Here is a 25,556-nt window from a genome sequence, read left to right as displayed (position 1 = left end):
GTACTATCTGCTGCTGCGCAAATGTTACTTCCTGCTAGTAAAACTACAGCCAAGAGGCTAAATATTTTTTTCTTCATAATTAAGATTTAAGACCATATAGGGTCTGTTAATAAACATTTGTTAACGAGTTTTAATTAACGAGAAGAAAAATGAGTAACGAGAAATTAAAACCTACACAGGTTTTTGGTTAACCATGTGCTAATTATAAAATCGACGAAAAGAAAAAAACATAGGATTTTTCTAAATAATTATCATTTCTATAATTGCATAAAACTATTTTCATCTGTAGTGGTTATCGTAAGCTTGCGGTGTGAGGTCCAAAAACTCACCGTTAGCTCATGGGTTTGGCGCTGTACCAAGCATAGCTACAATCTTGCTCTGTAATGGTAAGCTTTATCTCTAAATCGTCAGTTTGTAGTATGGTCAAAATGTTGGCATAAGGAAGTGGGGATTGTAAGTTATCGGTTACCTTGCCAAAGACTTTGATCTTTTGGGCATTTAATTTGGCAGAAAATACCAAAAATAAAAATTCTTAGTGACGATAAGGGGTTAGTTCAAGCTAGTTTTTGTCTATGTATTTCCCCCTATTTTCATTAAAATCTTTTAATAGGCTATGGTATTCTTCTTCAGATAAAACCTTTGTTGTGTCAAGATCTGGTAAAGAAACTTTAGCTTGCTTTTTCTGGTTTCTATTTAAATCAAGTTCAGTAAGATATGTGACGACATTGTCAACCTGTAATTTGACTATTAAACCGGGAAGTCCGGCAAAACCATCAGGGCCATAATTAATATTTATTGAAGGGGAGTACCATGCAATGACTAACACTTCAGTATCAATATTTCTTCCAGCTTTTTTTATTTTTTTAGTTGCTTTAAAACACTGAATATTGTTTATTTTTTGACTTTCTTTAGTCAACACCCAGTCATTAGAATTTATTTTTGATGAGATAAGTATTTTTTCGCCAAGGAAGTTTTTTTCAAATAAAATCTGAGACTTTTTTAAATCATAATAAGCCGCTTCAGCTAAGAATCCAGAAAATACTTTAGCAAGCTTTGTATCAATTGCATTATCAACATCCAAGGTCATAGTATTTTCTAAGTCATATTTAGCAAGAGAGTCATTAAAAATTAATTTATAAGTCAACCTCTTAATATTCGTATTAACTTTTAAAATTCTTGACGATAATTGTCTTTTACTTTCGTCACTTTGCCCTAATATAGAATCAACTTTAATAAATTGTTTGGAATAAGATGCTGTACCATTTATATTTTGACCACAAATTAAGAAAGGAAAGAACATAACCGATAGACCAATAAATTTCATATCTTTTAGTTGTTTGTTTTAAAATTAGATAGAATCAATCGTATTTAGGTTTTAAAAACTACCAAACAACATGGTTGTTTGGTAGTTTAATCAATTTGTCTTATCTAGGATTTACCTGAAATTTATCCGCAGGGAAAATTGGCAACACATTCGTCAAATAAACTATCAAATAATTCATATTCCTGCTCATGAGTTAGATTTAAATTTGCACCAGCCCAAGTGGCAAGCATATCTGATTGTTTCCAACAATTAACGCTTGATTCACATTCCGTTAAATCATCAACGCTAGCAGAACCTGCACTAACAAAGCTAATAGTGAATACAAATACACTCAATAAACTAAAAACTCTTTTCTTCATAACTAAAATTTAAGACCATATAGGGTCTGTTAATAAACATTTGTTAACGAGTATTAACGAGTTTAAATTAACGAGAAGAATAACGAGTAACGAGAAATTAAAACCTACGCAGGTTTTGGTTAACCATATGTTTACCATTGGGGTTTTCGCACCTCGTTAAAATGCGAAACCTAATAAAAAACATTCAAAGCTAAATAAAAATCGATAAACAACAAAAAAATGTAAGAATTTTATATAAAATATGATTTTATGCCTACAAAATATTCAATAATATGAAAACTTAAATGTTAATATAAGAAAGCCACATCCACATAAAAGTCATTAAAAAAGTAGGTATGTTTTGGGTAAAAATCTAGAAATCTATCTCAACCTCATCGTCATCTTTAGAATCTGAATCTGCCCCCAAATCGCCTTCATCAATAGCCGTACAATCTACATTAATGCTTAACTCTTCAGGTTCTTCAAACTCACCCTTAGAAACATCTAATGTTTTATCTTCATAACAGGCCTTCATGTATAAGGCCCAAATCGGTAAGGCCATAGACGCACCTTGTCCGTAGGTAATACTACCAAAATGAGCTGCTCTATCCTCAGCACCAACCCAAACGCCTGTTACTAAATTAGGTACCATTCCCATAAACCAACCATCACTTTGGTTTTGTGTAGTTCCTGTTTTACCAGCAATAGGATTGGTAAACTCATAGGGATAACCTGTAATAATTTCTTTATACACTGATACTTTTGTTGCCCAACTATGACGCAACCTACGGCCTGACCCTGCATTGGTAACCCCTTCCATAAGGTTAATCGCCACATAGGCAACTTCCTCACTCAGTACATCTTTGCTCTCTGGTGCCACTTGATATAAAACTGTCCCATTTTTATCCTCAATCCGCGTAACCATTACCGGTTTATTATAGACACCTTTATTAGCGAAGGTTGAATACGCAGCAACCATTTCATAAACACTAATATCTGGTGTTCCTAATGCAATGGCAGGTACTGGTAGAATGTCTTGTTCAACGCCTAGGCTTTTAGCCATATCAACTACTGGTTGTGGCCCAATTTCATTCATTAACCTTGCTGTTATGGTGTTTGTAGAACTTGCCAATGCGTCCTTTAATGTTTGAATACCCGAATAATTACCATCAGAATTTTTAGTGGTCCAAGGTTCTGGATTACCAAACTTATTGGCTTCAATAGTGATAGGTGTTCTTGGGAACGAATCGCAAGGTGACACTTGCAACTGATCTATGGCTGTGGCATATACAAAAGGCTTAAATGTAGACCCTACTTGCCGCTTACCTTGCTTTACCATATCGTACTGAAAATGCCTATAGTTCATACCGCCCACCCACGCTTTTACATGACCTGTTATGGGATTCATAGACATCATGCTTGGATGTAAAAACGATTTATAGTAGCGCATAGAATCGATAGGTTTCATTACGGTATCAACCTCGCCAGGTTTACCATCTATCCATTTAAAGACTGTCATTTCAACAGGCTTATAAAATGATGCTTCAATTTCTTTGTTGGATTTCCCCTGATTCTTTAAGATTCGCCAGCGTTCACCTCTTCGCATACCGTCTTTCAGAAGTTTATCAATTTCAGACTTATCGAGTTCTAAAAATGGTGCTGTTGGATTTCGATCCGGAGTGTTTTGATGGTCAAATTCTGCTTGTAACCTCGGCATATGCAATGCTACGGCATCTTCGGCATATTTTTGCATTCGTGAATCTATGGTGGTAAACACTTTTAGTCCATCACTGTACAAATCGTATTTAGTCCCATCTGGTTTTCTGTTCTTTTTATCATTGGCCCATTCTTTCATAAAACCTCTTAGGTATTCTCTAAAATAGGTTGCAATACCTTCGCGATGCGATTCTGGAGTATAATTTAAATCGAGTTCTGTGGCTTGTAATGAATCTTTGATGTCTTCAGCAATATAATCGTATTTATACATCTGTGCCAAAACCACATTACGTCTATTTTTTACGCCAACGGGATTTCGTCTTGGGTTATAAAGTGCTGAATTCTTAAACATGCCCACCAGCATAGCGGACTCTTTTAGGTCTAAATCCTTGGGCTCCTTACCAAAGTAGATCCTTGAAGCCGAACGAATACCATCGCCATTATTGCCAAAATCATAGATATTAAAATACTGTGCTATAATTTCTTCCTTGGTATATTGACGCTCTAATCTTATAGCAATAATCCATTCCCTTACCTTTTGAAGTGCTCTTTCAATCTTATTCTTTGAAACCTGGTCTGTAAATAATTGCTTTGCTAATTGTTGGGAAATGGTACTTGCCCCTCCACCCCTTCCAAGCTTAAAAAAAGCTCTTAGAGTTCCTCTGGCATCAACTCCAGAGTGATCATAAAAACGAATGTCTTCTGTAGCGATTAAAGCTTCTACCAAATTCTTCGGCAAATCTTCATATCCCACAGGTGTTCTGTTATCGTTAAAATAAAACTTACCTAGTGTTTCACCATCAGATGATATAATTTCAGTCGCCAAGTTGGTTTCTGGATTCTCCAGTCGCGTATGATCAGGCATTTCTCCCAAAAGGCCCCAGGACGCCAAAAGAAACAATAATACTATGGCAAGGATTCCTCCTGTAAAAATCATCCAAAACCACCTTATGTATTTTGAAAAGTCTACGACTTCGGATTTAGTCTGTTTTGTTTTCTTTTTTGCCATGATATTCAGTGTTGAACTTGTTCTACTCTAAAACCAATATCTGTTATACCTTCTAACTTAACCACACCTTTAACGTCGCCATTTTTTCGCATGGCATGTTGAATGTTGACTACATAATCTCCTTTTTCACCAAACCTAAAAGGGGATTTATATCCTCGATACCACAATTTATTTTCTTTAAGATCAGTAAAGCCAGACCCTAAAAGTTCGCCATTGGGTGCTGCCATTTTGTACTCTAAGGTATCAATGACTGCTTTTCCATTTGGGTAATTCAATTCAACAATAAGGAACAAATTACTAAAGGGATATTCATTTGTATTTCTAAGGTTAACGTAGAGGTTATAGTTATTGAGCGTATCTGGTGCTTTAAAATTAAAACTTGCTATAGAATCTTTATGCCATTTGTTAGGAACCGATTTATACTCGTCATATACCGCTTTAGAATCACAACTTGTAATTAAAACCAAACTAATAATTGCTAATACTAACCAACTAGTTTTTCTTTGCATTTTGCCTTTGATTGCGATTTCTATTACGGTTTTTGTTTCTGTTCCTATTGTTTTTACGTTTCTTTTTAGATTTTGGATTATCGAAACGCGTTAAGCTATCTTGACCTACAACGTTTTCAAATTCTGTTTTAGTGTCCAAAACATGTTCTGCCGCATACTCCTCAAGGCTTATAACTTTTTCTTTTTTCTTGTTTTTAGAAATAATTTCATTGGCTTGCTCGGCCGTAATAACATGCCAGTTCATCCACTCGCCTTCGTAAGCATACCACATGAGTCCTTTAAAGATATCGGTCTTTTGACATATCGCGGTGCCTTTTTCGGTATAAAGCTTAGCGTCGTTTTTAGGAAAATCCTTGAGCGCGTCCAAGTAAGCATCCAATTCATAATTCAAACAACACTTTAGCTTTCCACATTGGCCTGCCAATTTTAATGGGTTTAATGATAATTGCTGATATCTTGCCGCAGAAGTACTTACTGACCTAAAATCGGTTAGCCAAGTAGAGCAACATAATTCTCTTCCACAAGACCCAATACCACCGAGTCTAGCTGCTTCTTGTCTAAAGCCCACCTGCCTCATTTCGATTCGTGTTCTGAACTCGCGGGCAAAAACCTTTATCAGTTCTCTGAAATCTACACGCTCTTCCGCTGTGTAATAAAATGTAGCCTTGCTGCCATCACCTTGATATTCAATATCCGAGATTTTCATCTTTAGATTTAAATCTATAGCGAATTGCCGAGCCTTTACCTTCATTGGTTCTTCCTTATCTCTCGACTTTGACCAAATATCGATATCTTTTTGAGAGGCCTTTCGGTAGATTTTTAATACATTCTCGGAATCTTCAATGTCTATTTTTTTGCGTTTCATTTGTACGCGAACTAATTCACCGGTTAAGGTGACCATTCCAACATCATGTCCAGACTTTGCTTGTGTCGCTACTATATCTCCTATACTTAAGGTAAGATTCTCTGTGTTTTTGTAGTATTGTTTTCTTCCATTCTTAAAGCGAACTTCAACGCCTTTAAAAGGTTCTTGTCCGTTAGGAAGCGACATATTGGCTAACCAGTCAAAAACAGTGAGTTTATTGCAGCTATCTGTACCGCAAGTTCCGTTGTTTTTGCATCCTCTTGGTTGCCCGTCCTTACCAGTTGCACAACTGTTACAAGCCATAAAAAGTTATATATATAATCTAAACGGTGTAGTTTAGATAAAGGATTCATAAATTTATTAAAGAGTAAAGATACTATTATTATTAAGACTTAGAAAACATATTGTTGGCTGCCTAAAAGACGTCATATATCCTTCACCGTAATTATCTTAACAGGGCAAGCTTTAGCAGCATTTTCGCAAGGTTCCAGAATATCGTAACTCTTTGACTTTAACGTGAAAAAACCCTTTCTTTCAATACTATGGAGCAGTACTGATTTTCCGTCTTTCTTCGACATCTGAAATTGGTTTGGTGCCAACTCTACACAATAGTTACAACCTATACATTTTTGCCTTTGAAGTGTAACTACTATCATTAAGCTTCAACTTTATTCTCTACTATTTTGTAAAGCTTATCTGATGGCCTGATCCTAAAGTCGAGGGGAATGGTAATGGAATCTCCCTTTTTCCCTTTTGGTTGAGATTCATCATTAACTAACATGTGATTCAATGTTAATTCTTTGACTCCTGTTGTTGGCCCTGTAATCAAAATGGTATCACCAATGGTTAGGTCATAGGCTTCAATTTTAAATTCCCCAACCTGGGCTTTTGGATAAAAATGAACCCCCTTGCCAATATATACTTTTTTCTGTGTGGCATGACTTCCTGAGCCTTTACTCCATTCGCCTAATTTCTGACCTAAGTAATAACCGCTCCAAAATCCTCTGTTATATACTTTTTCCAGTTCAGACATCCAGTTAGAAACTTTAATATCGTTATAAGAATTATCTCCTAGGCTATCTATGGCCTCTCTGTAGCACTTTATCACTTTAGCCACATATTCTGGTGCTCTTCCTCTTCCTTCAACCTTTAAGACTTTTATCCCTGAGTCTGCAATCTGATCTAAAAAATCTATGGTACAAAGATCCTTGGGAGACATGATGTATTCATTGTCGAGCTCCATTTCAAATCCAGTCTCTTGGTCAACCACAGTATATTTCTTTCTACAGTTTTGTTTACAGGCGCCTCTATTTGCAGAAGAATTCTGGGAATGTAAGCTCATATAGCACTTTCCTGAAACTGCCATGCACAGGGCACCATGTCCAAATATTTCGATTTCAATTAATCGCCCCGATGGCCCTTTGATCTGCTCTTTTTCTATTTGATCCGTGATGTGCTTTACTTGTCTCAAGCTCAATTCTCTACTTAATACCATAGTGTCTGCGAACATGGCATAAAACTTAACCGTTTCTAGATTGGTAATATTAATCTGTGTAGAAATATGAACTTCCATATCATGGGCTCTTGCCATAGAGATAACGGCTTGATCCATGGCAATAACGGCTGTTATATTTGCTTTTTTGGCTTTTTTGACCAAGGTTTTTACTATAGACAGATCATGGTCGTAAATAATGGTATTTAAAGTGAGATATGTTCTCACGTTTTTCTCTTGGCATCGTCTTGCGATTTCATTTAAATCGTCTATGGTGAAATTAATTGACGCTCTAGCACGCATATTTAACTGCTCTACACCAAAGTAAACAGAATCGGCACCATTATCTAAAGCAGCTTGTAGTGATTCAAAATTCCCGGCAGGAGCCATTAATTCAACCTGATTCATGACTGTTTTAGTGTTTTGGAAGATTCCATATTAGAGGTTGAAAAATTATCCGAAATGTTTCTCAAATCTTTATTTACTCTTAAATGATCTGCTCTTCCTTTTTTAAAGATATCATTACTATTGCCTTGCCCTTTTCGCAGCGCCTTCTGTTCTTCGTAGGGTAATGCTATAATTTCTTGGCAATGTGATGAACAGCAATTATCCATTTTTGACTTGCATTCATCACATTGAATAAATAACAAGTGGCATGCTTCATTGGCACAATTCGTATGTGTATCGCAAGGTTTTCCACATTGGTGACAATTGGCGATGACATCATCACTGATACGCTCTGAGCGACGTTGATCGAACACAAAATTTTTACCTATGAATTTGTTTTCGAGATCCTGTGCTTCAACCTGACGGACATAATTTATGATACCGCCTTCTAACTGAAATACATTTTTAAATCCCTTGTGCTTGTAATAAGCACTAGCTTTTTCACAACGTATCCCACCAGTACAGTACATCACTAATTTTTTATCCTCTTTGTGCTCCTTTAGATCTTCTTCTATTAGGTCTAGAGATTCCCTAAAAGTATCCACATCAGGCGTAATGGCATTTTTAAAATGTCCTATTTCACTTTCGTAATGGTTGCGCATATCCACCAATACCGTGTTTGGATCTTCAATAAGTTCATTAAATTGTTCTGCATTAACATGGATTCCCTTATTAGTGACATCAAATGTATCATCATTCAAACCATCAGCTACAATTTTGTGGCGTACCTTAACTTTAAGCTTTAAAAATGCAAAATTATCGTGCTCTATGGCGATGTTTAATCTTACGTTTCCTAAAAAGGAAATGGTATCGAGATGATTTTTAAAGGCTTCGAAATTCTCAGCTGGGACAGATAGTTGTGCATTAATGCCCTCGTTGGCAATGTAAATTCTACCTAAGACATCTAGTGCATCCCACGCTAAAAACATGTGATTTCTGAAAATTTCAGTATTGCCAATTTTGGCGTACTTGTAGAAAGAGATCGTTAAGCGTTCTTTCCCCGCTCTTTTAATAAGATCCATTCTTTCTTTAGCACTTAAGTTATTGTACAGTTGCATGCTATACCAATTTTAAGGTTAAAGATAAAAATGCAAAGGTATTCTTTTTAACGAACTAGAATTAAAAAAGCACCCGGAATTTATCTGGGTGCTTCTCTAACTAACCACTAACTTAAAACTGATTGAAAAAGTTGTTTTGCTTTGGCGTATCGGCTGCTGATGTAAACAACAACCATATCACCTTACATGTTGCTGATAATTTTATATTAAAAAGTAGATATGGATTTCAACTTTTTAAAAATATTCATAGCAATTTTTTCCTTTTTCATATACTAGACGTAAAAATTGTAAAAGGGTTGCGTTATGAAATTGAAAAAAATAAAATAAGTGGTATTTTTGGTGTTCATTAAATTAAGAAAATAGAAGAGATGAGTAGCGAAAAAGATGCAAAATTAAAAGCCTTAAAATTAACATTAGACAAGTTAGATAAAGCCTATGGAAAAGGAACCGTAATGAAAATGAGTGATCAAGCCATTGAAGATGTGGATGCTATTTCGTCTGGTTCTCTAGGCTTAGATATTGCTCTTGGAGTTGGTGGTTACCCAAGAGGAAGAGTGATTGAAATATATGGGCCTGAGTCTTCAGGAAAAACAACCCTAACATTACACGCCATAGCAGAGGCCCAAAAAGCCGGGGGTATTGCCGCGTTTATAGATGCAGAGCACGCTTTTGATCGCTTTTATGCAGAAAAACTAGGTGTGGATTTAGAGAATCTCATTATTTCCCAACCAGATAATGGGGAGCAAGCCCTGGAAATTGCCGACAATCTTATACGTTCTGGTGCTATAGATATTATTGTTGTGGATTCTGTTGCGGCATTAACCCCTAAAAGTGAAATTGAAGGCGAAATGGGTGATTCTAAAATGGGACTTCACGCCCGTTTAATGTCGCAGGCACTGAGAAAGCTTACAGCATCCATCAGCAAAACCAATTGTACGATGATTTTCATTAACCAATTACGCGAAAAGATCGGAGTAATGTTTGGCAACCCTGAAACTACAACTGGTGGTAATGCCTTAAAATTCTATGCTTCTGTACGATTAGACATAAGGCGCTCAACACAGATAAAAGATAGTAATAGTAACGTAATGGGCAACAAAACAAGAGTGAAAGTTGTAAAAAATAAAGTTGCTCCACCTTTCAGAACTGCTGAATTTGATATCATGTATGGTGAAGGTGTATCTAAAGTGGGGGAGGTTTTAGACTTGGCTGTAGAGCACAATATCGTAAAAAAGAGCGGCTCTTGGTTTAGCTACGAAGACACCAAATTAGGTCAAGGTAGGGACGCTGTTAAATCTTTAATTAAGGATAATCCTGATTTAATGGATGAATTAGAAGAAAAAGTCCGAGCCTTAATAAATGATAATCAATAAATTATAATAAATCCTGCTAAAAACAGGATTTTTTTATTTTTAGACGCAACCCTTTTGTGTTTTATGCATCTATTAAATGGAATTAATAATATATTCTTATGAAAAAGCTTAATGTTTTATTCGCTTTATTAGCTCTAATTTTCACTTCGTGTTCGTTAGATGAAGATTCTAATCAAAACTTTAATTTTAAGGTAATGCCTATTGTAAGTGTAGACATGCCAGACCATTTTATTCATGGCGAAACATACGCTATTAGTATTAGCTACATCAGACCTAATAGTTGTTACGAGTTTAATGATTTTGCCTACGAAATTGATGGTAATGAAAGAATAATTGCTATCGTCAATACTGTTTATGGCGATGAAAATTCGAATTGTACAGGAGAGGCTGAGGAAGTGACTGTTGATTTTGATTTTACAGTAACAAGTACAGACACTTACATCTTCAAATTCTTTCAAGGTGAAGATCATACTACGGGGTTAGACCAATACCATATTGTTGAGGTCCTCGTTTCTGCAGGTCGATTTATAGATGATAAACAGAAAGGTTATTAATTAATTCTACTAAAATGTGAGTTTAGAACAACTCATTAAAAATTGTATAAAACAAGATGCTAAAGCACAGAGCCAATTATACAAGCAATACGCAAGTAAATTATTTTCGCTTTGTCTTAAGTATTCTAAAAATTATGCTGAAGCAGAAGACAATCTGCACGATGCATTTATAACTGTATTTAGTAAAATAGATCAGTATAAAAGTAAAGGTTCTTTTGAAGGTTGGTTAAAACGAATAGCAATTAATACGTCGTTGCAACGCTATAGGGAAAATGTCGGTGTTTTTGATATAGTTAATGAAGATAAGATTGAAGACGTTACTCTAGATATCGATGATGAGGCATTGAGCATTGATTTTTTGTTGAAGATTATTCAGGAGTTGCCAGACAGATATCGATTGGTGTTTAATTTATATGTGTTGGATGGTTATTCTCATGTCGAAATTAGTGAGTTAATCAATATTTCTACAGGAACCTCAAAATCCAATCTGGCCAGAGCCCGATTGATTTTAAAGGATAAAATAGAAGATTATAAAGCGAATTTAAATTCGCAATCATTATAATAATGAACGAAAAGAAAAATATAGATAGGCTTTTTCAAGAAAAGTTTAAGGATTTCGAAGTAGCGCCTAACGACGCTGTTTGGAATCGTATAAGCGAAAGTCTTCCTAAGAAAAAGAAAAAACGAAGAGTCGTTGCGCTCTGGTGGCAAATTGGTGGTGTCGCGGCTTTAATAGCCTTGCTTTTAACTGTTGGAGTATCTGTATTTAAATCTAATGAAGACAATGCAATGCCTGTTATTGTTGATACAGAAAATCAAAACATTAACTCCGAAGGCACTCAAAGTAATACAGACATTCAAGACCCGAAGAATAACCTCAATACTAAGACTGGCATAAAAGTTACCGACTCTAACGAAAGTAAAGCGTCCTCTGTCGAGGATATAAATAATAACTCTTTAGAACAGCATACTTCTAATGAATTGATTTCAACCCATACTTCAAAATCCAATTCGCTAGTAAACAATAACACTGATAAAAAAGATAATAAGGCATCATCTTTAGAAAATAACAACTTAACCAAAATTGCTGATCAGGACAGTCGGTCTAAAATTGTCTCTACCGATGAACGTGTAGATGACAAAGACAAGAACAAACCTATCGATCCTAAAGAATTAAAATCAATAATTACAGAAACAGTTAAAAACAAGAATTCTGCAGTTACCGACAACACTACATCTACAAAATCGGAAGCTTCTAGTACGGAAAACAAAAATGCCCAAGCTAATGCCGAATTATTGAAAGAGAAAGAAACAACAATCCTCAAAGAAGATGCTAACAAAGTATCTATTATAGATGCTATTGCAGATAATAATAAAGACACTGATGAAAAAGAAAAAGAAGAAGATGAACAAAACAGGTGGAGCATTGTTCCTAATGTTGCGCCTGTTTATTTTAATTCTCTCGGTGAAGGTTCATCAATAGATTCACAGTTTAACAATAACTCTAAAAGTGGTGATATTAATATGAGTTATGGGATTTCTGGTGCATATGCTATTTCAAAAAAACTAAAAGTACGTGCTGGTATAAACCGTGTTAATCTCAGTCAAACAACATCTGGTGTCCTTGCCTTCAATGGTGGCGAATTTGCTTCAAGAGGTGGGGATGAAGTTCCAACGGGAAATATTAACCCAAAAGCTGGAATAGGAAACATAACACTCATGAGTGCTAATATGTTTGATAGAAATACCACCCCTGAGATTTTCAACACTAAAACTACCGGAAATATAGACCAACGTTTTGGTTTTATAGAAGTGCCTTTAGAATTAGAATATCGTCTGTTAGATAAAAAATTTGGGGTTAATGTTATAGGTGGGTTCAGTACCTTTTTCCTAAGCGAAAATGAAATATATGCTGATATAGATGGCACATCAACTTTAATTGGTGAAGCCAATAATATTAATTCTACAAGCTTTAGTGCCAACTTCGGTTTGGGTCTAGACTACAGTTTGTCTAAACATTGGAATATTAATCTTGAACCTCAATTCAAGTACCAAATAAATACATTCAATAATACGTTCGGCAATTTTAGGCCTTTCTTTATTGGTGTTTATACAGGATTGAGTTTTAAGTTTTAAGTTTTAGGTTAAATTAAGTTATTGCGGAACAAAAAGCAATGATGAATGCAATGATGATAAAAGCTACTCGTGGTTAGGGTAGCTTTTTTTATTGCTCATAGATTTTTGTTTAGCTCTTCTAAAATTAGTGATCTTGCATTTTCGTTTAGAGCCTTAGTATCATCAATCTTCAACCCCTTAGTCTGTAAGAATTTATGAATCTTGGCTTTCATTCTTCCTGGTCCGCCACTAAAAAATGTATATGAAAATCGTTTTTTATTATCATAGAATGTAATGGGCACAATAGGTATTTGATGATTTATGGCAAGGCGAAATGCACCATCTTTAAACTCATCTAAAATAATATGTTCTTCTGGAACACCGCCTTCAGGAAATATACAAATGCTCAATCCCTGCTTCAATCTTCTTTGAGCGCGTAAAAAAACTGCTTGTCTACTTTTGGCACTACTACGGTCTACCAAAATACAGGTTCGTTTGTAAAAGAAACCAAACAAAGGAATTTTGGCTAGTTCTTTTTTTCCTACAAAAACGAAAGGGTTTTTTACAGACACTAACATTAGCATAATGTCTGCCATAGATGTATGGTTGGCAATAAACATATAGCTTTTCTTTGAGTCTGGTATTTCTTCTTTGATAACTTTATAGTTAAAGCCCATTCCCAGCAGAATAAATTTTGCCCAAAATCGAGCAAGGCTAAAAAAATAGGGATACCATTTTTCCCTTGATATGGAAATCAATAAAATTGGGAGCAATGCAACGATAGGCAAGGCAACCAAAACATAAAACCAAATACGATATAAAATCCAAAGAGGATACTTTAATATGGCCATGGCACCAAAACTAAGTAAATAGTTCTACTAAAAAAATTATCTTTGCTTTCCTATTAAGAATTAGGTTTAATTAAATTAAGATACCTGCCTGCGCAGGTCAAATTATGGCAAGGATACTAACAGGCATACAAAGTACAGGCACACCACATTTAGGTAATATTTTAGGTGCCATTTTACCTGCAATAGAAAAAGCAAAAGACGAGGCTAATGATTCGTATTTATTTATTGCAGACTTACATTCTTTAACACAAATTAAAGATGCTGAAATCCTCCGAAATAACACTTATTCTACAGCCGCTACTTGGTTAGCTTTTGGTTTGGATATTGAAAACAGTGTATTCTACAGACAAAGTGATGTACCGCAAGTCACTGAACTAGCTTGGTATCTGAATTGCTTTTTCCCATTTAAACGTTTAGAACTGGCACATAGCTTTAAGGACAAGGCTGACCGCTTAGATGATGTCAATGGAGGTTTGTTTACCTATCCAATGCTTATGGCAGCTGATATTTTGCTTTATGATGCTGAAGTAATTCCTGTTGGTAAAGACCAAGAACAACACATAGAAATGACACGCGATGTAGCTTCGCGATTTCATGCAAAGATGGGCGGAGAGACCTTTGTGCTACCAAAAGCAGATATACAAAAAGAAACCATGCTCATTCCTGGTACTGATGGGGCCAAAATGAGCAAAAGCAAAGGGAATATAATTGACATCTTTTTACCAGAAAAGAAATTGCGTAAGCAAATTATGTCCATACAAACCGATAGCACACCGCTCGAAGAACCTAAAGACTGGACAACTTGCAATTGCTTTGCTATTTATAATTTGCTGGCCTCTGACGGGGAAATTTCACAAATGAAAGCCAATTATGAGGGCGGTAATTATGGTTATGGCCATGCCAAACAAGCTCTATATGAGTTGATTTTAGAACGCTTTGCCGAGCCAAGAGCACGTTATAATTACTATATGGACAACCTTGACGAGATTGATGCTGCACTGGCCAAAGGCGCGACCAAGGCGAAAGTTGTGGCCAATTCGGTTTTAAAACGCGTAAGGACTAGAGTTGGGTATTAAACCAACTCAAACAACTTACCTGGTAACGGTCTAACAACGTCTTTTAATTCCATGTTGAGTAAAATGCCTGCAAGTTTATAAGTTGGGATATTGCATTCTAAAGCAATCACATCGAGCAATTGTTTGTCATTTTCTTTCAAATAATTATAGATGATTTTTTCATCTGGTTGTAATTCTACAAAGAGTTGCTTTTGTACTGCTGGTTTGGTTGCTGAGCCTGTCGAAGTATCCTCGAGTCTCCAATTTAGTAAATAAGGTACATCCATAGGATGAGACAACAAATGCGCCTTCTGAAACTTAATTAAATTATTACAACCTACACTCTGGCTATCGGTAACTCGTCCAGGTAAGGCAAAAACCTCTCTATTATAGGAATTGGCTATATCAGCAGTAACAAGACTTCCGCCTTTTTCTGCCGACTCAATAACGATTGTGGCTTCACTAAGACCAGCAATAATACGATTTCGTTTTAAGAAGTTGTTTCTATCAAAAACATCGGTACTCCAAAAATCAGTATAGAACCCTCCATGTTTTTCCACATCAGCAACATACTTCTTATGAACCTTGGGATACACTTGATTTAGACCATGTGCTAAACAGCCAATGGTTTGTAAATTATGTTTTATAGCTGCTTTTTGTGCCGTAATATCTGTACCATAAGCAAATCCAGATACAATAATCGGATTGTATGGCGATAAGGATTCTACCAATTTTTCACAAAATGCAATACCATTTGTGGTGATTTTCCGGGCACCGACTATACTTATAATAGGCTGTTGTTTCAGGTTAATATTACCCGACTGAAATAAGACTATAGGGCCATCTATACAATGTTTCAGTTTTTCAGGATAGGTATCATCAGCGAAATAGTGAGCAGCAATGTTATTGTCTTTTATGAATTTCAGTTCGTTCTCGGCCTCTTGAAGATGGTTGTTGTCAAAAAGCCCCTCTATAGTTAATCTTCCAATACCATCTATTTTTAAAAGATTAGATGCCTTTTCTTTTAAAACAGCTTCAGCAGAACCACAATGGTTAATCAATTTTTTTGCCGTAGTAGCACCTATTTTGGGGACATGTTGCAGCGCTAAAGCATACACTAATTGTTGATCCATCATTCTTGTTATACGAATTTAAAACCTACAAGAAACTAAATTTTTCTGATGTTAATAACTAAACCTTCTTAAACTTCGTTCACTTTCAAAAATTTTTAACTTTGCTTTACTATGCAGTTAGAGACTTACATTAGCGACCTTTTATACCGTTACGATTGTGTAACGGTGCCAAGTTTTGGTGCTTTTTTAACCAATCGTGTTTCGGCTAAAGTTCATGAGACTACACACACGCTTTATCCGCCTAAAAAGATATTGTCTTTTAATGAGCAACTTCAAAATAACGATGGCTTACTCGCCAATTATATTGCTGAGATAGAAAAAATTCCTTATGCCACTGCTAACGACAAAATTTCAAAGCAGGTTAAGGCCATTAAATCATACCTAATTGAGGGTGAAATTATCCAACTAGAAAATATTGGTGAGCTCTTGCTAAACAAAGAGGGTAAAATCGTATTTAACCCTTCTAACCATATCAATTATTTAACCGATGCTTTTGGTTTGTCGCATTTCACTTCTGCAGCCATTAAGCGCGAAACTTACAAGGAAGAGGTTGAAGCTATTGAAGCTGCTGCTCCTATTGCTTTTACTCCCGAAAGACGCTCTAACAATAACTGGCTAAAATACGCAGCAGCAGCTGTTATTATCTTAGGCCTAGGTACGTATTTTGGTGTTAACTATTATAGCAATACTATTGAAAACCATAACCAATTAGCACAAGAGGAAGCCAATGCCCAGCTCGATGCCAAAGTGCAAGAAGCTACTTTTGTAATTAGTAATCCATTACCTCCAGCTACACTTTCCCTAGAAAAGCAGACAGGGAATTATCATGTGGTTGCTGGTGCTTTTAGAATTGAAGCTAATTCTGAAAAAAAGGTTGCCCAACTTAGAGCAATGGGTTACAAAGCCAGAAAAATCGGCAAAAACCGTTATGGTTTGCACGAGGTTGTCTATGCGAGTTTTAAAACTAGGATAGAGGCACATCGCGCCCTCTATAAAATCCGTCGGGAAAATAATAAAGACGCTTGGCTATTAATTAAGAAATTAGATTAACCTTTTCTTATCTGTTTTTTATTCAAAATCACTTTATCTTTGCACAAATTTTGAAGATTTATGCAACCCAGAACCGCATTTCAGTCTAAAACTGTAGTTACGGATTTAGTGTTACCAAGTGAAACCAATCCTATAAATAATCTCTTTGGTGGTGAGTTATTGGCGCGAATGGATAGAGCCGCCAGCATTGCTGCTAGACGCCATTCACGGCGCATTGTGGTAACTGCTTCTGTCAATCATGTAGCGTTTAACAGATCCATTCCATTGGGTAGTGTTGTTACGGTTGAAGCTAAAGTGTCTAGAGCGTTTACCTCATCGATGGAAGTGTATCTTGATGTTTGGATTGAAGACCGCGAATCTGGTGAGTGCATTAAGGCCAATGAGGCTATTTACACCTTTGTCGCCGTTGATGAAACCGGAAGGCCTGTGAAAGTGCCTGAACTCATTCCAGAAACGGAATTGGAGAAAGAACGGTATGAAGCTGCCTTGCGCCGTAAGCAATTGAGTTTGGTTTTAGCAGGAAAAATGAAACCTTCTGATGCTACTGAGTTAAAGGCTATTTTTGAGTGATGCATGCTTCGCTATTGCCCTAATTAATTTTAATATTGCTCATATTGTCATTCAGAAGGAATCCCAAAAAAATTTGGGATGACTGAAGAATCTCTCAAATATCATCATTTAAAAATTTCCATTCTGGATTAATAGAACAAATCAATGTTTCTTTTTTATTCCTACTCCAGCCTTTGATTTCTTTTTCCCTTTTGATAGCATCCTCAATCTCCAAGAAGTGTTCGTAATACAATAAGTAATAACATTTATATCTTGTTGTGAAAGCCTTAGAAAATGGTTCAGGATTATTATGGAAATGTAATCGGTTTTTAAGATTGTTAGTTACACCTGTGTAAAGAACAGTTTTGCTTTTATTGGTTAGAATGTAAACGCAGTAATTGTGTGTTCCCAAGGTTTTCATTTTTCAATTTAATAGTTTTTAAGATTCTTCGCTTTCAACTTCGCTAAAGCTTCGTTGAACAAGACGCTCTGAATGACAAATTAAACCTTTTTAAATCCTTTTAGTCTTATCATAGAACCAAATTTATTTGTGATGATAAGATATTTAGTTTACATCCTAGTTTTCGTTTTTGCCTTAAGTCTTAGTTCTTGTGCGAGACGTGTAGTCGTTACTCAACCTGCATCTGTAACCGTAGTAAAAAAACTGCCCAGACAATATAAGATTGTTAGGGTAAATGGAAAACGCTATTATTTCTTTAATGGCAGACATTATAGAAAGACAAGAAATGGCTACGTTGTAGTAAGGGTCTAATTTTTTACCAACCAAGATTCAGGGTTAAGAACTTGGCTGTTTTTGTTTATTCTAAAGCCCAATAACGTTTCTCCTCTGATTTTATTGGTAAAAACCTGGCCAATGACCTGACCTGTTGAGATTTTGTCTCCTTTCTTTACATACACTTTAGAAAGATTCATATAAATAGTAAGGTAGTTTCCGTGCCTAATCAATACCGCTGGATTTCCGTTCTTTACAATTAATATTTCAGAAACTTCTCCTCTAAATACAGCCCTAACCTCAGCATTGGTTTCTGTTGCAATCTGGATGCTTTTATAGTTATTAGTTACAGAAGCATCGGTCAACGAGCGTCTTTTCCCAAATTTTCCCTTAATGACACCTCGAGATACTGGCCATCCAAGTTTACCTTTATTGGCCTCAAAATTCGATGCCAGTCTTTTAGCTTCTGGCGTAAGAACAAATTTACCTGTAGATGTTTTCTTTCCCGCTTTTCTATTAGATGCCGCAATAGCCTCTCTAATTAGACGATTAATCTCTCGGTCTAAGCGATCGGCTTCTTGTTTTTTCTTCTTAATCTGGGCAGCAAACTTGCTCATATCGGCTTTTATTGAAGTCATTAAAACTTCTCTTTCTTTACGTTCTTTTTCGAGTTGGCGCTTCGCAATTCTATTGTCCTCAATGAGCTTTTGCTTATCTTCTTTTTGTTTTGATAATTGGGTATTAAGTGTTTCTAGCTCTTTAGTTTTTGCCTTTATGGCTTCCCCCTGTTCTTTTTGATATTTGGTATACTGCCTTATGTACTGTAATCTTTTATAGGCTTGCTTAAAATTACTTGAAGATAGTAAGAACATGACCCTACTCTGTTCTGACTTACTCTTGTAAGATTTAACAACCATTGCTGCATAATCATCCTTGAGCTCTTTTAACTGATGTTTTAGACTCGCTATTTCATTTTCGTTGGCATTGATTTCGCGAGTTAACAAATTGGCTTGTTGATTGGTAATCCTAATAAGGTTTTCTCTCTTACTGATCCTATAATTTAAATCCTCAATTAATGTAATCTCGGACTTTTCCTCTTTTTCTTTATCGAACAACAGTGCCTTAAACTGTTTCATTTCCCTAAGGATCTGCTGGCGCTGAGCTTCAAGCTTTTTTTGCTTGTCACTTTGGGCAATTAATGAGATTGAAAAGAGCAAAAACCCTAAAAGAAAGATCCTATTTAGACGTTTTACATTCATCATTATCTTATAACTATTTCTTTATATCCTGAAGGAATCCTAAACGGAAAACGAACTTCCTCATTTAATGATAACGATTTAAATTCCATTGTAATAGCAACTTCATCAGTGTTCTCTACGGCAATAATTCTGATATTTTTAGGTAGTACTTGTTTGTCTACTTCTTGATATGACTTATAATCTACTTGAAGAATTCGTTTTTTTAATTGCTGAAATAACTGTAAGCTATCCATCTTAAAATGTGACGGATTGATTAAATAAAATAACTCCAGAAGGGCATTCTGATCTTTTGGTTGTAGCGCATAGGAGTTTTCGTTGACTGAAACTGTATGTGGTTGGTCCTTTAGATTAAAAATAGCCTGGCCCAGCAAGATATTTTGAACTTTTATAAAGTCGAGTTCCACGCCCACAAAATCACTAAGTAACTTGTAATCCCCATCAAAATACTCATTATCTAGCTTACTATAAAAGCGAACTTTTTCTGGCGTGATCATCATTCTGGCTAATCCCAGTTTTGCACTTAACCAAATCACTTTGTCTTTTTCAATTCTTAAATTGAAGGTTGAGCCTTGTTCTTTTTCATTCTGAGTGATATCAATTCTAACTTTTCCCTGTAGGGTTTCAAAATCCGTATCATTCTTTTGATGCTGTTTAATCACCTGTTTTGCGGATAGCTTATCACTGGCTTCGCCAGATGCTATAACGCTTTTGGCTGATTTACAGTTGACCAGCGACATCAATAATACAAACGTTAAAGCTATTTTATTGAATTTAATTATTCGGTGAAAAGTCATCTATTGTTGGGCTTTTATGGCTTGTGCCTTTTTAGCAAACGTTTCAGATTTACTTATATTATTTAAGCCTTTATAGGCCAAGCTTAGCTCTGAATAAAAGTCAGCTTCCATGTTTGGGTCGTCTATTAAAAAATCCAATCCCGCTTCTAGACTATTAATGGCTTTTTTATGTTCACCTTTTTTATTGTTTGCTACACCGTTGACCAAATATAAAATAGGTTGAGCAGGATACAATTCTAGGGCTTCTTCACTACCTTTTGATGCAGCTTCATAATCTTTTATGTCTAGTTGCAATAATAAAATATCCTTAATAAGCTTAAAGTCATTTGGATTCTGTTTTAAAGCTTCTTTGAAATTAGCCAATGCTTTTAGCTTATCGCCAGCTTTTAAGTAATATTGCCCTAAATTATTATGGGTTTGTGCATCTTTATTATCATCTACTAAAGCTGTAATATCTACCAAGTCACTTTCGTATTCTGGATTTTTGGATACAAAAACCACAAAATCCTTTAAAACTTTAGTTTTTGCATCTGCATTAATTTCAGGACTTGTTAATGCTATTTTTACAGAATTGATAGCGTCTTCAACTTTACCGTCATCTAAATAAAACTTATAAAGCGCTAAATGTACAAACTTAGACTCTGGTTTAATCTTTAAAAGGTTTTGAGCTGCTTTATAAGCTTTCTTTTTATTCCCAGTTTGGCTATATCTATAAATAAGCTTTAAATGGTTGTCTTCATTATTTGGATTGTTAGCAATACGCTGCTCTAAATTATCTATACGATCGTCTGCATTCCCAGTAATTCTGTAGATATCATTTCGCATAGCATCTCTGGTTTCGCTTACTCCCAACTCCTCATCCAGTTCATCTAATAAATCCAGCGCCTGCTTATAACGCTTTTCCCTTACATATAATGCCGCAAGATCTTCCTTGTAATCTGGATGATACTTTACCAATTGCTTTATGGTCTTAATGGCATTATTGATATCATCTTGCTGATAATAAACATCATATAGTTCATCCAAAAACCATTCGTTATCGGGCTGCATATTTATAGCCTTTTTAAGATTGTCCTCAGCAGCACCAAAGTTTTTGAGTTTGTTGTAATTTTTACCGAGTTCGAAATAAATGACTGGTTTCTTGCTATCTAGGTTCAAACATTTGTAAAGCGCTTCAATGGCACGCTCATAATTCTCTATACCCTTTTGTTTAAGGGCTTCGAAAAAGTGTTCTTGAAACTCGTCCTCTACATTTCCTAAGTCATCGTCAGGACGCTTGTTAAAATCAACCTGGGCAATAGTTGGTTGGGGAACAAGTAGCATTCCCAAAAGAAAAAGCCATAGATAAATGTATTTCCTAAGCATTCTGTTGTTTTTCCTTTAACAAATCTTCAACCACATCTAATTTATTCAAAATGTCTATGGTGTTGCAAGAGGCTCGCATTAAACTTCTAAAATGCTCAGCTTGAACTGGCAAGTTTCCACTTGAATTTTCAAAAGTCGCTTTATCTGGCCATTGTGCGTAAGCCAAATAATTATGTTCGTCGCTTTTATGCAATCTCGAACCTAAGCTTCCCTCATGCTTATATATAAATTCTGTCAACCCTTTCCAACCCTCAATAAAATCATCTTCTTTATTGGGTATTACATTAAATGTGTACAGAATTATATACATGTTATAGCAATTGTTATTCCAAAACTGAATAATCGCCGATGCTAATTTTTGTAAAGCCACCGTCGTACTTTACAAAATTACCAATCATTGCTTCCTCTAAATTAGCGTTTTTGATACTAGTTTGGTTTTGAATTAAGCTATTTTTAACGCTTGAATCTTCTATAATACAATCCTTGCCAATAGAAACGTAAGGGCCAACCGATGTATTGCGCAACACCGTTCCGGCACCAATAAAACAGGGCTCAATAATATTGGAGTTCTCTAGTACTACAGAATCGTCGACTAATTGCTCTTCATTGTCGGATTGTAAAAACCCTAGCATTTTGGCGTTCGTTTCTAGTGTTACATTTTTATTGCCACAATCCATCCACTCATCGACAGTACCTGTTTTAAATACTTTGCCGTCTGCCATCATACGCTTAATGCCATCATTGATTTGGTACTCACCCCCATTCATCACGTTTTGATCCAGAACTTCCTGAAGTTTCTCCTTTAAAACAGCAACATCCTTAAAATAATATATCCCTATCACAGCCTGGTCGCTAACAAAGTCTTTTGGTTTTTCAACAAGCTCTACAATGCTGTCGTTAGCGTCTAGTTTTACAACGCCATAAGCTTCTGGGTTGTCTACGCGCTTTGTCCAAATAACGCTATCTGCAAATGGATCTAAATCAAATTCTGCACGTATCAAGGTATCTGCATAAGCAATTACTGCAGGGCCCGATAGTGATGGTTTGGCACTCATAATAGCGTGACCTGTCCCTAATGGCTGATCTTGTCTATAAATAGATGGTTTGGCACCTAGCTCTTGCGCTAATTCCGTAAGACTTTCTACAACATCATCACCAAAAAATGCTGGGTCTCCCAAAACAAATGCTATTTCTTCTATAGGTTGCTTTAATACCTTAGCGATATCCTTTACTAATCGATGCACTATAGGTTGACCTGCAACCGGAATTAGAGGTTTCGGCACGGTTAAACTATGTGGTCTAAGGCGAGAGCCACGACCTGCCATGGGTACTATTATTTTCATGTTTATGAGTTGATTCGTTTAATGTGTATTTGTTGATTTGTTTATTCCTATTTAGTTCCTGTACTTCCAAAACCGCCTTCACCTCTTTCGGTCGAAGATAATTCTTCAACTTCTTCCCATTCGGCTCGCTCGTGCTTTGCGATGACCAATTGGGCAATACGCTCACCGTTCTGAATGGTGAAATCTTCTTTAGAAAGATTGACCAAGATCACACCTATTTCTCCTCTATAATCAGCATCGATCGTTCCTGGAGCGTTTAAGACGGTTATTCCCTTTTTTGCTGCCAAGCCGCTTCTTGGTCTTACCTGAGCTTCATACCCTATAGGTAGCTCAATGAATAATCCTGTACCCACTATGGTTCGTTCTAGAGGTTTCAGAATTCTAGCCTCTGTTAAGCTGGCTCTTAAGTCCATACCTGCTGAAGCTAAGGTTTCATAATGTGGTAAATCGTGTCTGGATTTATTAATTATTTTAATCTTCATGGCATTACCTTTTTAAGACTTTTTTTAGTTGGTTCTTTTCCAACAGAATAACAAGTCCCAAAAATACAATTAACATAGCAATACCTGCAATATAAACCCCTCGATATTTATAAAAAGATAACATTGAGAAACTAATTGAAATCAATAGGTAAAGACCTATTTTTTTGAGGTTATATGGAATTGGATAATACTTTCTTCCGAAATAAAATGACAATACCATCATGGTGGCATAAGCTACCAATGTCGCCACAGCAGAAGCTTTGTAGCTGTAGGCTTCAATAAAAACAAAATTAATAACTAAAGTAACTATGGCTCCGACTACAGAAATGTAGGCTCCGAATCTTGTTCTGTCAGTAATTTTGTACCACACTGATAAATTATGGTAAATGCCGAGACAAAAATTGGCCAACAAAATTATCGGTACAATCCACATAGCTTCCCAATAGGCTTCACTTCGAATAATGAAGGGTTTTAACACATCGGCAAATACGACAACTGCCAATAATATAATCGATCCAAAAGCGACGAAGAACTCTAATATATTTGCATAGTTTTTTTGCGGGTTTTTAGTCTTTGCATGACTGAAAAAATACGGTTCTATCCCTAAACGATAGGCCGTAGCAAAAAGAGTCATAAACAATGCTAGTTTATAACAAGCAGAATACATGCCTATTTCACTTTCGGCCACATCTGCCGGTAATAGTTCTTTGAGTAATATTCTATCGAAAGTCTCATTTATTGAAAATGCCACACCAGCAATTAGTACAGGAAAGGCATAACGTAGCATTTGTTTCCATAAATGTTTATCAAATTGATACTTGATTTTTGTATAAAATGAAAGCATTGCTAATAGCGTCACCGCACTCGCAACGAGATTGGCAATGAAAATATAACTGATTTCGAAGTTTAGCTTGTAAATGCCTTGAAATAAGCCACTGGTTTGCGCCAGGTTTTTTAAGGCCAACAAAAAGAACAGGTTAAGACCAATATTTATAACGACGTTTAGAAGTTTAATAATGGCATAGCGCATGGGCTTTTCATTGGCTCTGAGCCATGCAAAAGGAATGATGACCAAAGCATCTAATAGCAATATCCAAATCACTAATTTGATGTATTTAACATCAATGTTAATGGCATTTGCAATTTGATTTTGAAATAACAATGCAATGACAAAAAAGCTTATTGATGAGATTACCAAGGACATTGTTGCCGTGCTAACGACTTTTGCTTTGTCGTCTTCTTTATTGAAAAAACGGAAAAAGGCGGTTTCCATTCCGTAAGCCAAAATCACATTGAACAAAACAAAATATGAAAAAATAACAGAGACTGTTCCATATTCCGCCGGATTTGCTAAAACGGCCTCACTTGTATATAGCGGCACCAATAAGAAGCTCAGCATTCTCGGCAATACAGTGGCTAAACCATAAATAAAAGTTTGCTTAAAAAGAGATTTGAATGCGTTCAATCTTAGTAGTTATTGTACTCCCAAAAATATTAAATATATATGCTATTTTGATGACTTGAAAATAAAAAAAGCCTCACTAATCAGTAAGGCTATTTTTTTGAATTGTTTTGATTTCTAGTTATCCTCCTCTTCTTCGTCTAATGAGGCCATACTATCTGAACTGCTTTTAGTGTAAATTGATGGAGGTCCGTTTTCATAATAAGTTCCTGCAACTTCGTTGAGTGTCTTTATTTTATGATATTTAGTTTTACCATTTTCAATATAGCTTATCACGCACTCGTTACCATCAAGATCAAATGGATAATCGGCCGGTTTATCAGCTATTTTAAACGTATAGTGACGTGATGGATGTTTCAAAACAGCCTTATAGTCGTCTTCGTCTTTAATAAGCTTGCCTTTTAGGTTTCTAAAATAGATTTCGTCAAAGACTATGCCTTTATTGACATCTGAAATTGGAATGAAAACATTTATCCCAGTACCACCAACCTTAATACCAGCGTACCATTCTTGAAAAACAACTGGTTCGAGTATGAAAGGGGTTTGCTCCTCAAATTTGATAGCTGCTACTTTGGGACTAGCACATTGAAAAGCCAATGATAATGTGATGACAAAAACGATGGCGAAAGTTGCCTTTTTTAGTTTTTCCATTATAAGTAGGTTAAGATTTGGAAAGGCAA

Annotated in this window: 29 protein-coding genes; 9 read left to right on the top strand and 20 right to left on the bottom strand. The window is 35.8% G+C overall.

Annotated features, from left to right (window positions below; all coding sequences use genetic code 11):
* Window positions 1-331 precede the first annotated feature (331 nt).
* The 9 genes from Q0972_RS06300 to Q0972_RS06260 form a co-directional block, all read right to left on the bottom strand.
* Window positions 332-520 carry a hypothetical protein gene (locus tag Q0972_RS06300; protein ID WP_299363898.1) on the bottom strand — a complete coding sequence of 63 codons (189 nt, stop codon included), beginning with the start codon at window positions 518-520 and terminating at the stop codon, window positions 332-334.
* 39 nt (window positions 521-559) lie between these two features.
* Entirely contained in the window at window positions 560-1,324 is a 765-nt protein-coding gene (locus Q0972_RS06295; protein ID WP_299363896.1) for a GLPGLI family protein, read from the bottom strand.
* A gap of 122 nt (window positions 1,325-1,446) precedes the next feature.
* A complete protein-coding gene (locus tag Q0972_RS06290) occupies window positions 1,447-1,683 on the bottom strand; it encodes a hypothetical protein (RefSeq protein WP_299363894.1) in 237 nt (78 codons plus the stop codon).
* Between the two features lie 352 nt (window positions 1,684-2,035).
* Window positions 2,036-4,387, bottom strand: a complete 2,352-nt coding sequence (locus tag Q0972_RS06285; RefSeq protein ID WP_299363892.1) for a transglycosylase domain-containing protein — start codon at window positions 4,385-4,387, stop codon at window positions 2,036-2,038.
* A gap of 5 nt (window positions 4,388-4,392) precedes the next feature.
* Window positions 4,393-4,896, bottom strand: coding sequence for a gliding motility lipoprotein GldH (locus tag Q0972_RS06280; protein WP_299363890.1), 504 nt, complete (start codon window positions 4,894-4,896; stop codon window positions 4,393-4,395).
* A complete protein-coding gene (locus tag Q0972_RS06275; protein WP_299363888.1) occupies window positions 4,880-6,064 on the bottom strand; it encodes a regulatory iron-sulfur-containing complex subunit RicT in 1,185 nt (394 codons plus the stop codon). The genes Q0972_RS06280 and Q0972_RS06275 overlap by 17 nt, the downstream gene beginning before the upstream one ends.
* 122 nt (window positions 6,065-6,186) lie before the next feature.
* Window positions 6,187-6,417 (bottom strand): ferredoxin, encoded by a 231-nt coding sequence (locus tag Q0972_RS06270; protein ID WP_299363886.1) that lies wholly within the window; start codon window positions 6,415-6,417, stop codon window positions 6,187-6,189.
* Window positions 6,417-7,661, bottom strand: coding sequence for a peptidase U32 family protein (locus Q0972_RS06265; protein ID WP_299363884.1), 1,245 nt, complete (start codon window positions 7,659-7,661; stop codon window positions 6,417-6,419). The genes Q0972_RS06270 and Q0972_RS06265 overlap by 1 nt, the downstream gene beginning before the upstream one ends.
* Window positions 7,658-8,758 carry a rhodanese-related sulfurtransferase gene (locus Q0972_RS06260; protein ID WP_299363882.1) on the bottom strand — a complete coding sequence of 367 codons (1,101 nt, stop codon included), beginning with the start codon at window positions 8,756-8,758 and terminating at the stop codon, window positions 7,658-7,660. Before Q0972_RS06260 ends, Q0972_RS06265 begins: the two co-directional genes overlap by 4 nt.
* A gap of 122 nt (window positions 8,759-8,880) precedes the next feature.
* Between Q0972_RS06260 and Q0972_RS06255 the strand changes: the two genes are divergently transcribed.
* From Q0972_RS06255 to Q0972_RS06235, 5 genes are all read left to right on the top strand, one after another.
* A complete protein-coding gene (locus Q0972_RS06255) occupies window positions 8,881-9,108 on the top strand; it encodes a hypothetical protein (RefSeq protein ID WP_299363880.1) in 228 nt (75 codons plus the stop codon).
* An 18-nt stretch (window positions 9,109-9,126) separates the two neighbouring features.
* Window positions 9,127-10,131 carry a recombinase RecA gene (recA, locus tag Q0972_RS06250; protein ID WP_299363878.1) on the top strand — a complete coding sequence of 335 codons (1,005 nt, stop codon included), beginning with the start codon at window positions 9,127-9,129 and terminating at the stop codon, window positions 10,129-10,131.
* Between the two features lie 98 nt (window positions 10,132-10,229).
* Window positions 10,230-10,685, top strand: a complete 456-nt coding sequence (locus tag Q0972_RS06245; RefSeq protein ID WP_299363876.1) for a hypothetical protein — start codon at window positions 10,230-10,232, stop codon at window positions 10,683-10,685.
* Window positions 10,686-10,701: 16 nt separating this feature from the next.
* Entirely contained in the window at window positions 10,702-11,247 is a 546-nt protein-coding gene (locus Q0972_RS06240) for an RNA polymerase sigma factor (protein ID WP_299363874.1), read from the top strand.
* A 2-nt stretch (window positions 11,248-11,249) separates the two neighbouring features.
* Window positions 11,250-12,821, top strand: coding sequence for a hypothetical protein (locus Q0972_RS06235; RefSeq protein WP_299363871.1), 1,572 nt, complete (start codon window positions 11,250-11,252; stop codon window positions 12,819-12,821).
* 95 nt (window positions 12,822-12,916) lie between these two features.
* Here the strand turns inward: Q0972_RS06235 and Q0972_RS06230 are convergent, their stop codons facing one another.
* Window positions 12,917-13,651 carry a 1-acyl-sn-glycerol-3-phosphate acyltransferase gene (locus Q0972_RS06230; protein WP_299363868.1) on the bottom strand — a complete coding sequence of 245 codons (735 nt, stop codon included), beginning with the start codon at window positions 13,649-13,651 and terminating at the stop codon, window positions 12,917-12,919.
* A gap of 104 nt (window positions 13,652-13,755) precedes the next feature.
* Here Q0972_RS06230 and trpS point away from each other — a divergent pair, with 104 nt between their 5' ends.
* Window positions 13,756-14,727: a tryptophan--tRNA ligase gene (gene trpS / locus Q0972_RS06225; protein WP_299363865.1), complete on the top strand. Its 972-nt coding sequence runs from the start codon at window positions 13,756-13,758 to the stop codon at window positions 14,725-14,727.
* On the opposite strand, the gene dprA is transcribed toward trpS, so the two are convergent.
* Entirely contained in the window at window positions 14,724-15,842 is a 1,119-nt protein-coding gene (gene dprA / locus Q0972_RS06220; RefSeq protein WP_299363863.1) for a DNA-processing protein DprA, read from the bottom strand. The two genes, trpS and dprA, sit on opposite strands and share 4 nt — an antisense overlap.
* 108 nt (window positions 15,843-15,950) lie before the next feature.
* Here dprA and Q0972_RS06215 point away from each other — a divergent pair, with 108 nt between their 5' ends.
* Both Q0972_RS06215 and Q0972_RS06210 read left to right on the top strand, forming a co-directional pair.
* Window positions 15,951-16,889 (top strand): SPOR domain-containing protein, encoded by a 939-nt coding sequence (locus Q0972_RS06215; protein ID WP_299363861.1) that lies wholly within the window; start codon window positions 15,951-15,953, stop codon window positions 16,887-16,889.
* A gap of 60 nt (window positions 16,890-16,949) precedes the next feature.
* Entirely contained in the window at window positions 16,950-17,459 is a 510-nt protein-coding gene (locus tag Q0972_RS06210) for an acyl-CoA thioesterase (RefSeq protein ID WP_299363859.1), read from the top strand.
* A gap of 94 nt (window positions 17,460-17,553) precedes the next feature.
* On the opposite strand, the gene Q0972_RS06205 is transcribed toward Q0972_RS06210, so the two are convergent.
* Window positions 17,554-17,859, bottom strand: coding sequence for a GIY-YIG nuclease family protein (locus Q0972_RS06205; RefSeq protein ID WP_299363856.1), 306 nt, complete (start codon window positions 17,857-17,859; stop codon window positions 17,554-17,556).
* A gap of 132 nt (window positions 17,860-17,991) precedes the next feature.
* On the opposite strand from Q0972_RS06205, the gene Q0972_RS06200 reads away from it, so the two are divergent.
* Window positions 17,992-18,210 (top strand): DUF6515 family protein, encoded by a 219-nt coding sequence (locus Q0972_RS06200; protein WP_299363854.1) that lies wholly within the window; start codon window positions 17,992-17,994, stop codon window positions 18,208-18,210.
* Here the strand turns inward: Q0972_RS06200 and Q0972_RS06195 are convergent.
* The 8 genes from Q0972_RS06195 to Q0972_RS06160 form a co-directional block, all read right to left on the bottom strand.
* On the bottom strand, window positions 18,207-19,307 hold the full coding sequence (locus tag Q0972_RS06195) for a murein hydrolase activator EnvC (RefSeq protein ID WP_367182394.1): 1,101 nt from the start codon (window positions 19,305-19,307) through the stop codon (window positions 18,207-18,209). The two genes, Q0972_RS06200 and Q0972_RS06195, sit on opposite strands and share 4 nt — an antisense overlap.
* Before the next feature lie 125 nt (window positions 19,308-19,432).
* Window positions 19,433-20,224 (bottom strand): DUF4292 domain-containing protein, encoded by a 792-nt coding sequence (locus tag Q0972_RS06190; RefSeq protein WP_299363852.1) that lies wholly within the window; start codon window positions 20,222-20,224, stop codon window positions 19,433-19,435.
* Window positions 20,225-21,589, bottom strand: a complete 1,365-nt coding sequence (locus tag Q0972_RS06185; protein ID WP_299363850.1) for a tetratricopeptide repeat protein — start codon at window positions 21,587-21,589, stop codon at window positions 20,225-20,227.
* Window positions 21,582-21,899, bottom strand: coding sequence for an antibiotic biosynthesis monooxygenase (locus Q0972_RS06180; protein ID WP_299363848.1), 318 nt, complete (start codon window positions 21,897-21,899; stop codon window positions 21,582-21,584). The genes Q0972_RS06185 and Q0972_RS06180 overlap by 8 nt, the downstream gene beginning before the upstream one ends.
* Window positions 21,900-21,912: 13 nt before the next feature.
* Window positions 21,913-22,932 carry a sugar phosphate nucleotidyltransferase gene (locus Q0972_RS06175; RefSeq protein ID WP_299363845.1) on the bottom strand — a complete coding sequence of 340 codons (1,020 nt, stop codon included), beginning with the start codon at window positions 22,930-22,932 and terminating at the stop codon, window positions 21,913-21,915.
* A 47-nt stretch (window positions 22,933-22,979) separates the two neighbouring features.
* Window positions 22,980-23,414, bottom strand: coding sequence for a dUTP diphosphatase (gene dut, locus Q0972_RS06170; RefSeq protein ID WP_299363842.1), 435 nt, complete (start codon window positions 23,412-23,414; stop codon window positions 22,980-22,982).
* A gap of 4 nt (window positions 23,415-23,418) precedes the next feature.
* Window positions 23,419-24,879, bottom strand: coding sequence for an oligosaccharide flippase family protein (locus Q0972_RS06165; RefSeq protein ID WP_299363840.1), 1,461 nt, complete (start codon window positions 24,877-24,879; stop codon window positions 23,419-23,421).
* A gap of 114 nt (window positions 24,880-24,993) precedes the next feature.
* Window positions 24,994-25,527, bottom strand: coding sequence for a hypothetical protein (locus tag Q0972_RS06160; protein WP_299363838.1), 534 nt, complete (start codon window positions 25,525-25,527; stop codon window positions 24,994-24,996).
* Window positions 25,528-25,556: the final 29 nt, after the last annotated feature.

This window comes from Winogradskyella sp., assembly GCF_028282165.1.
In the GTDB taxonomy this organism is placed as follows: Bacteria; Bacteroidota; Bacteroidia; order Flavobacteriales; family Flavobacteriaceae; genus Winogradskyella.
The sequence above is the reverse complement of the archived record's forward strand: the minus strand, read 5'-3'. Positions and strand labels throughout refer to the sequence as shown.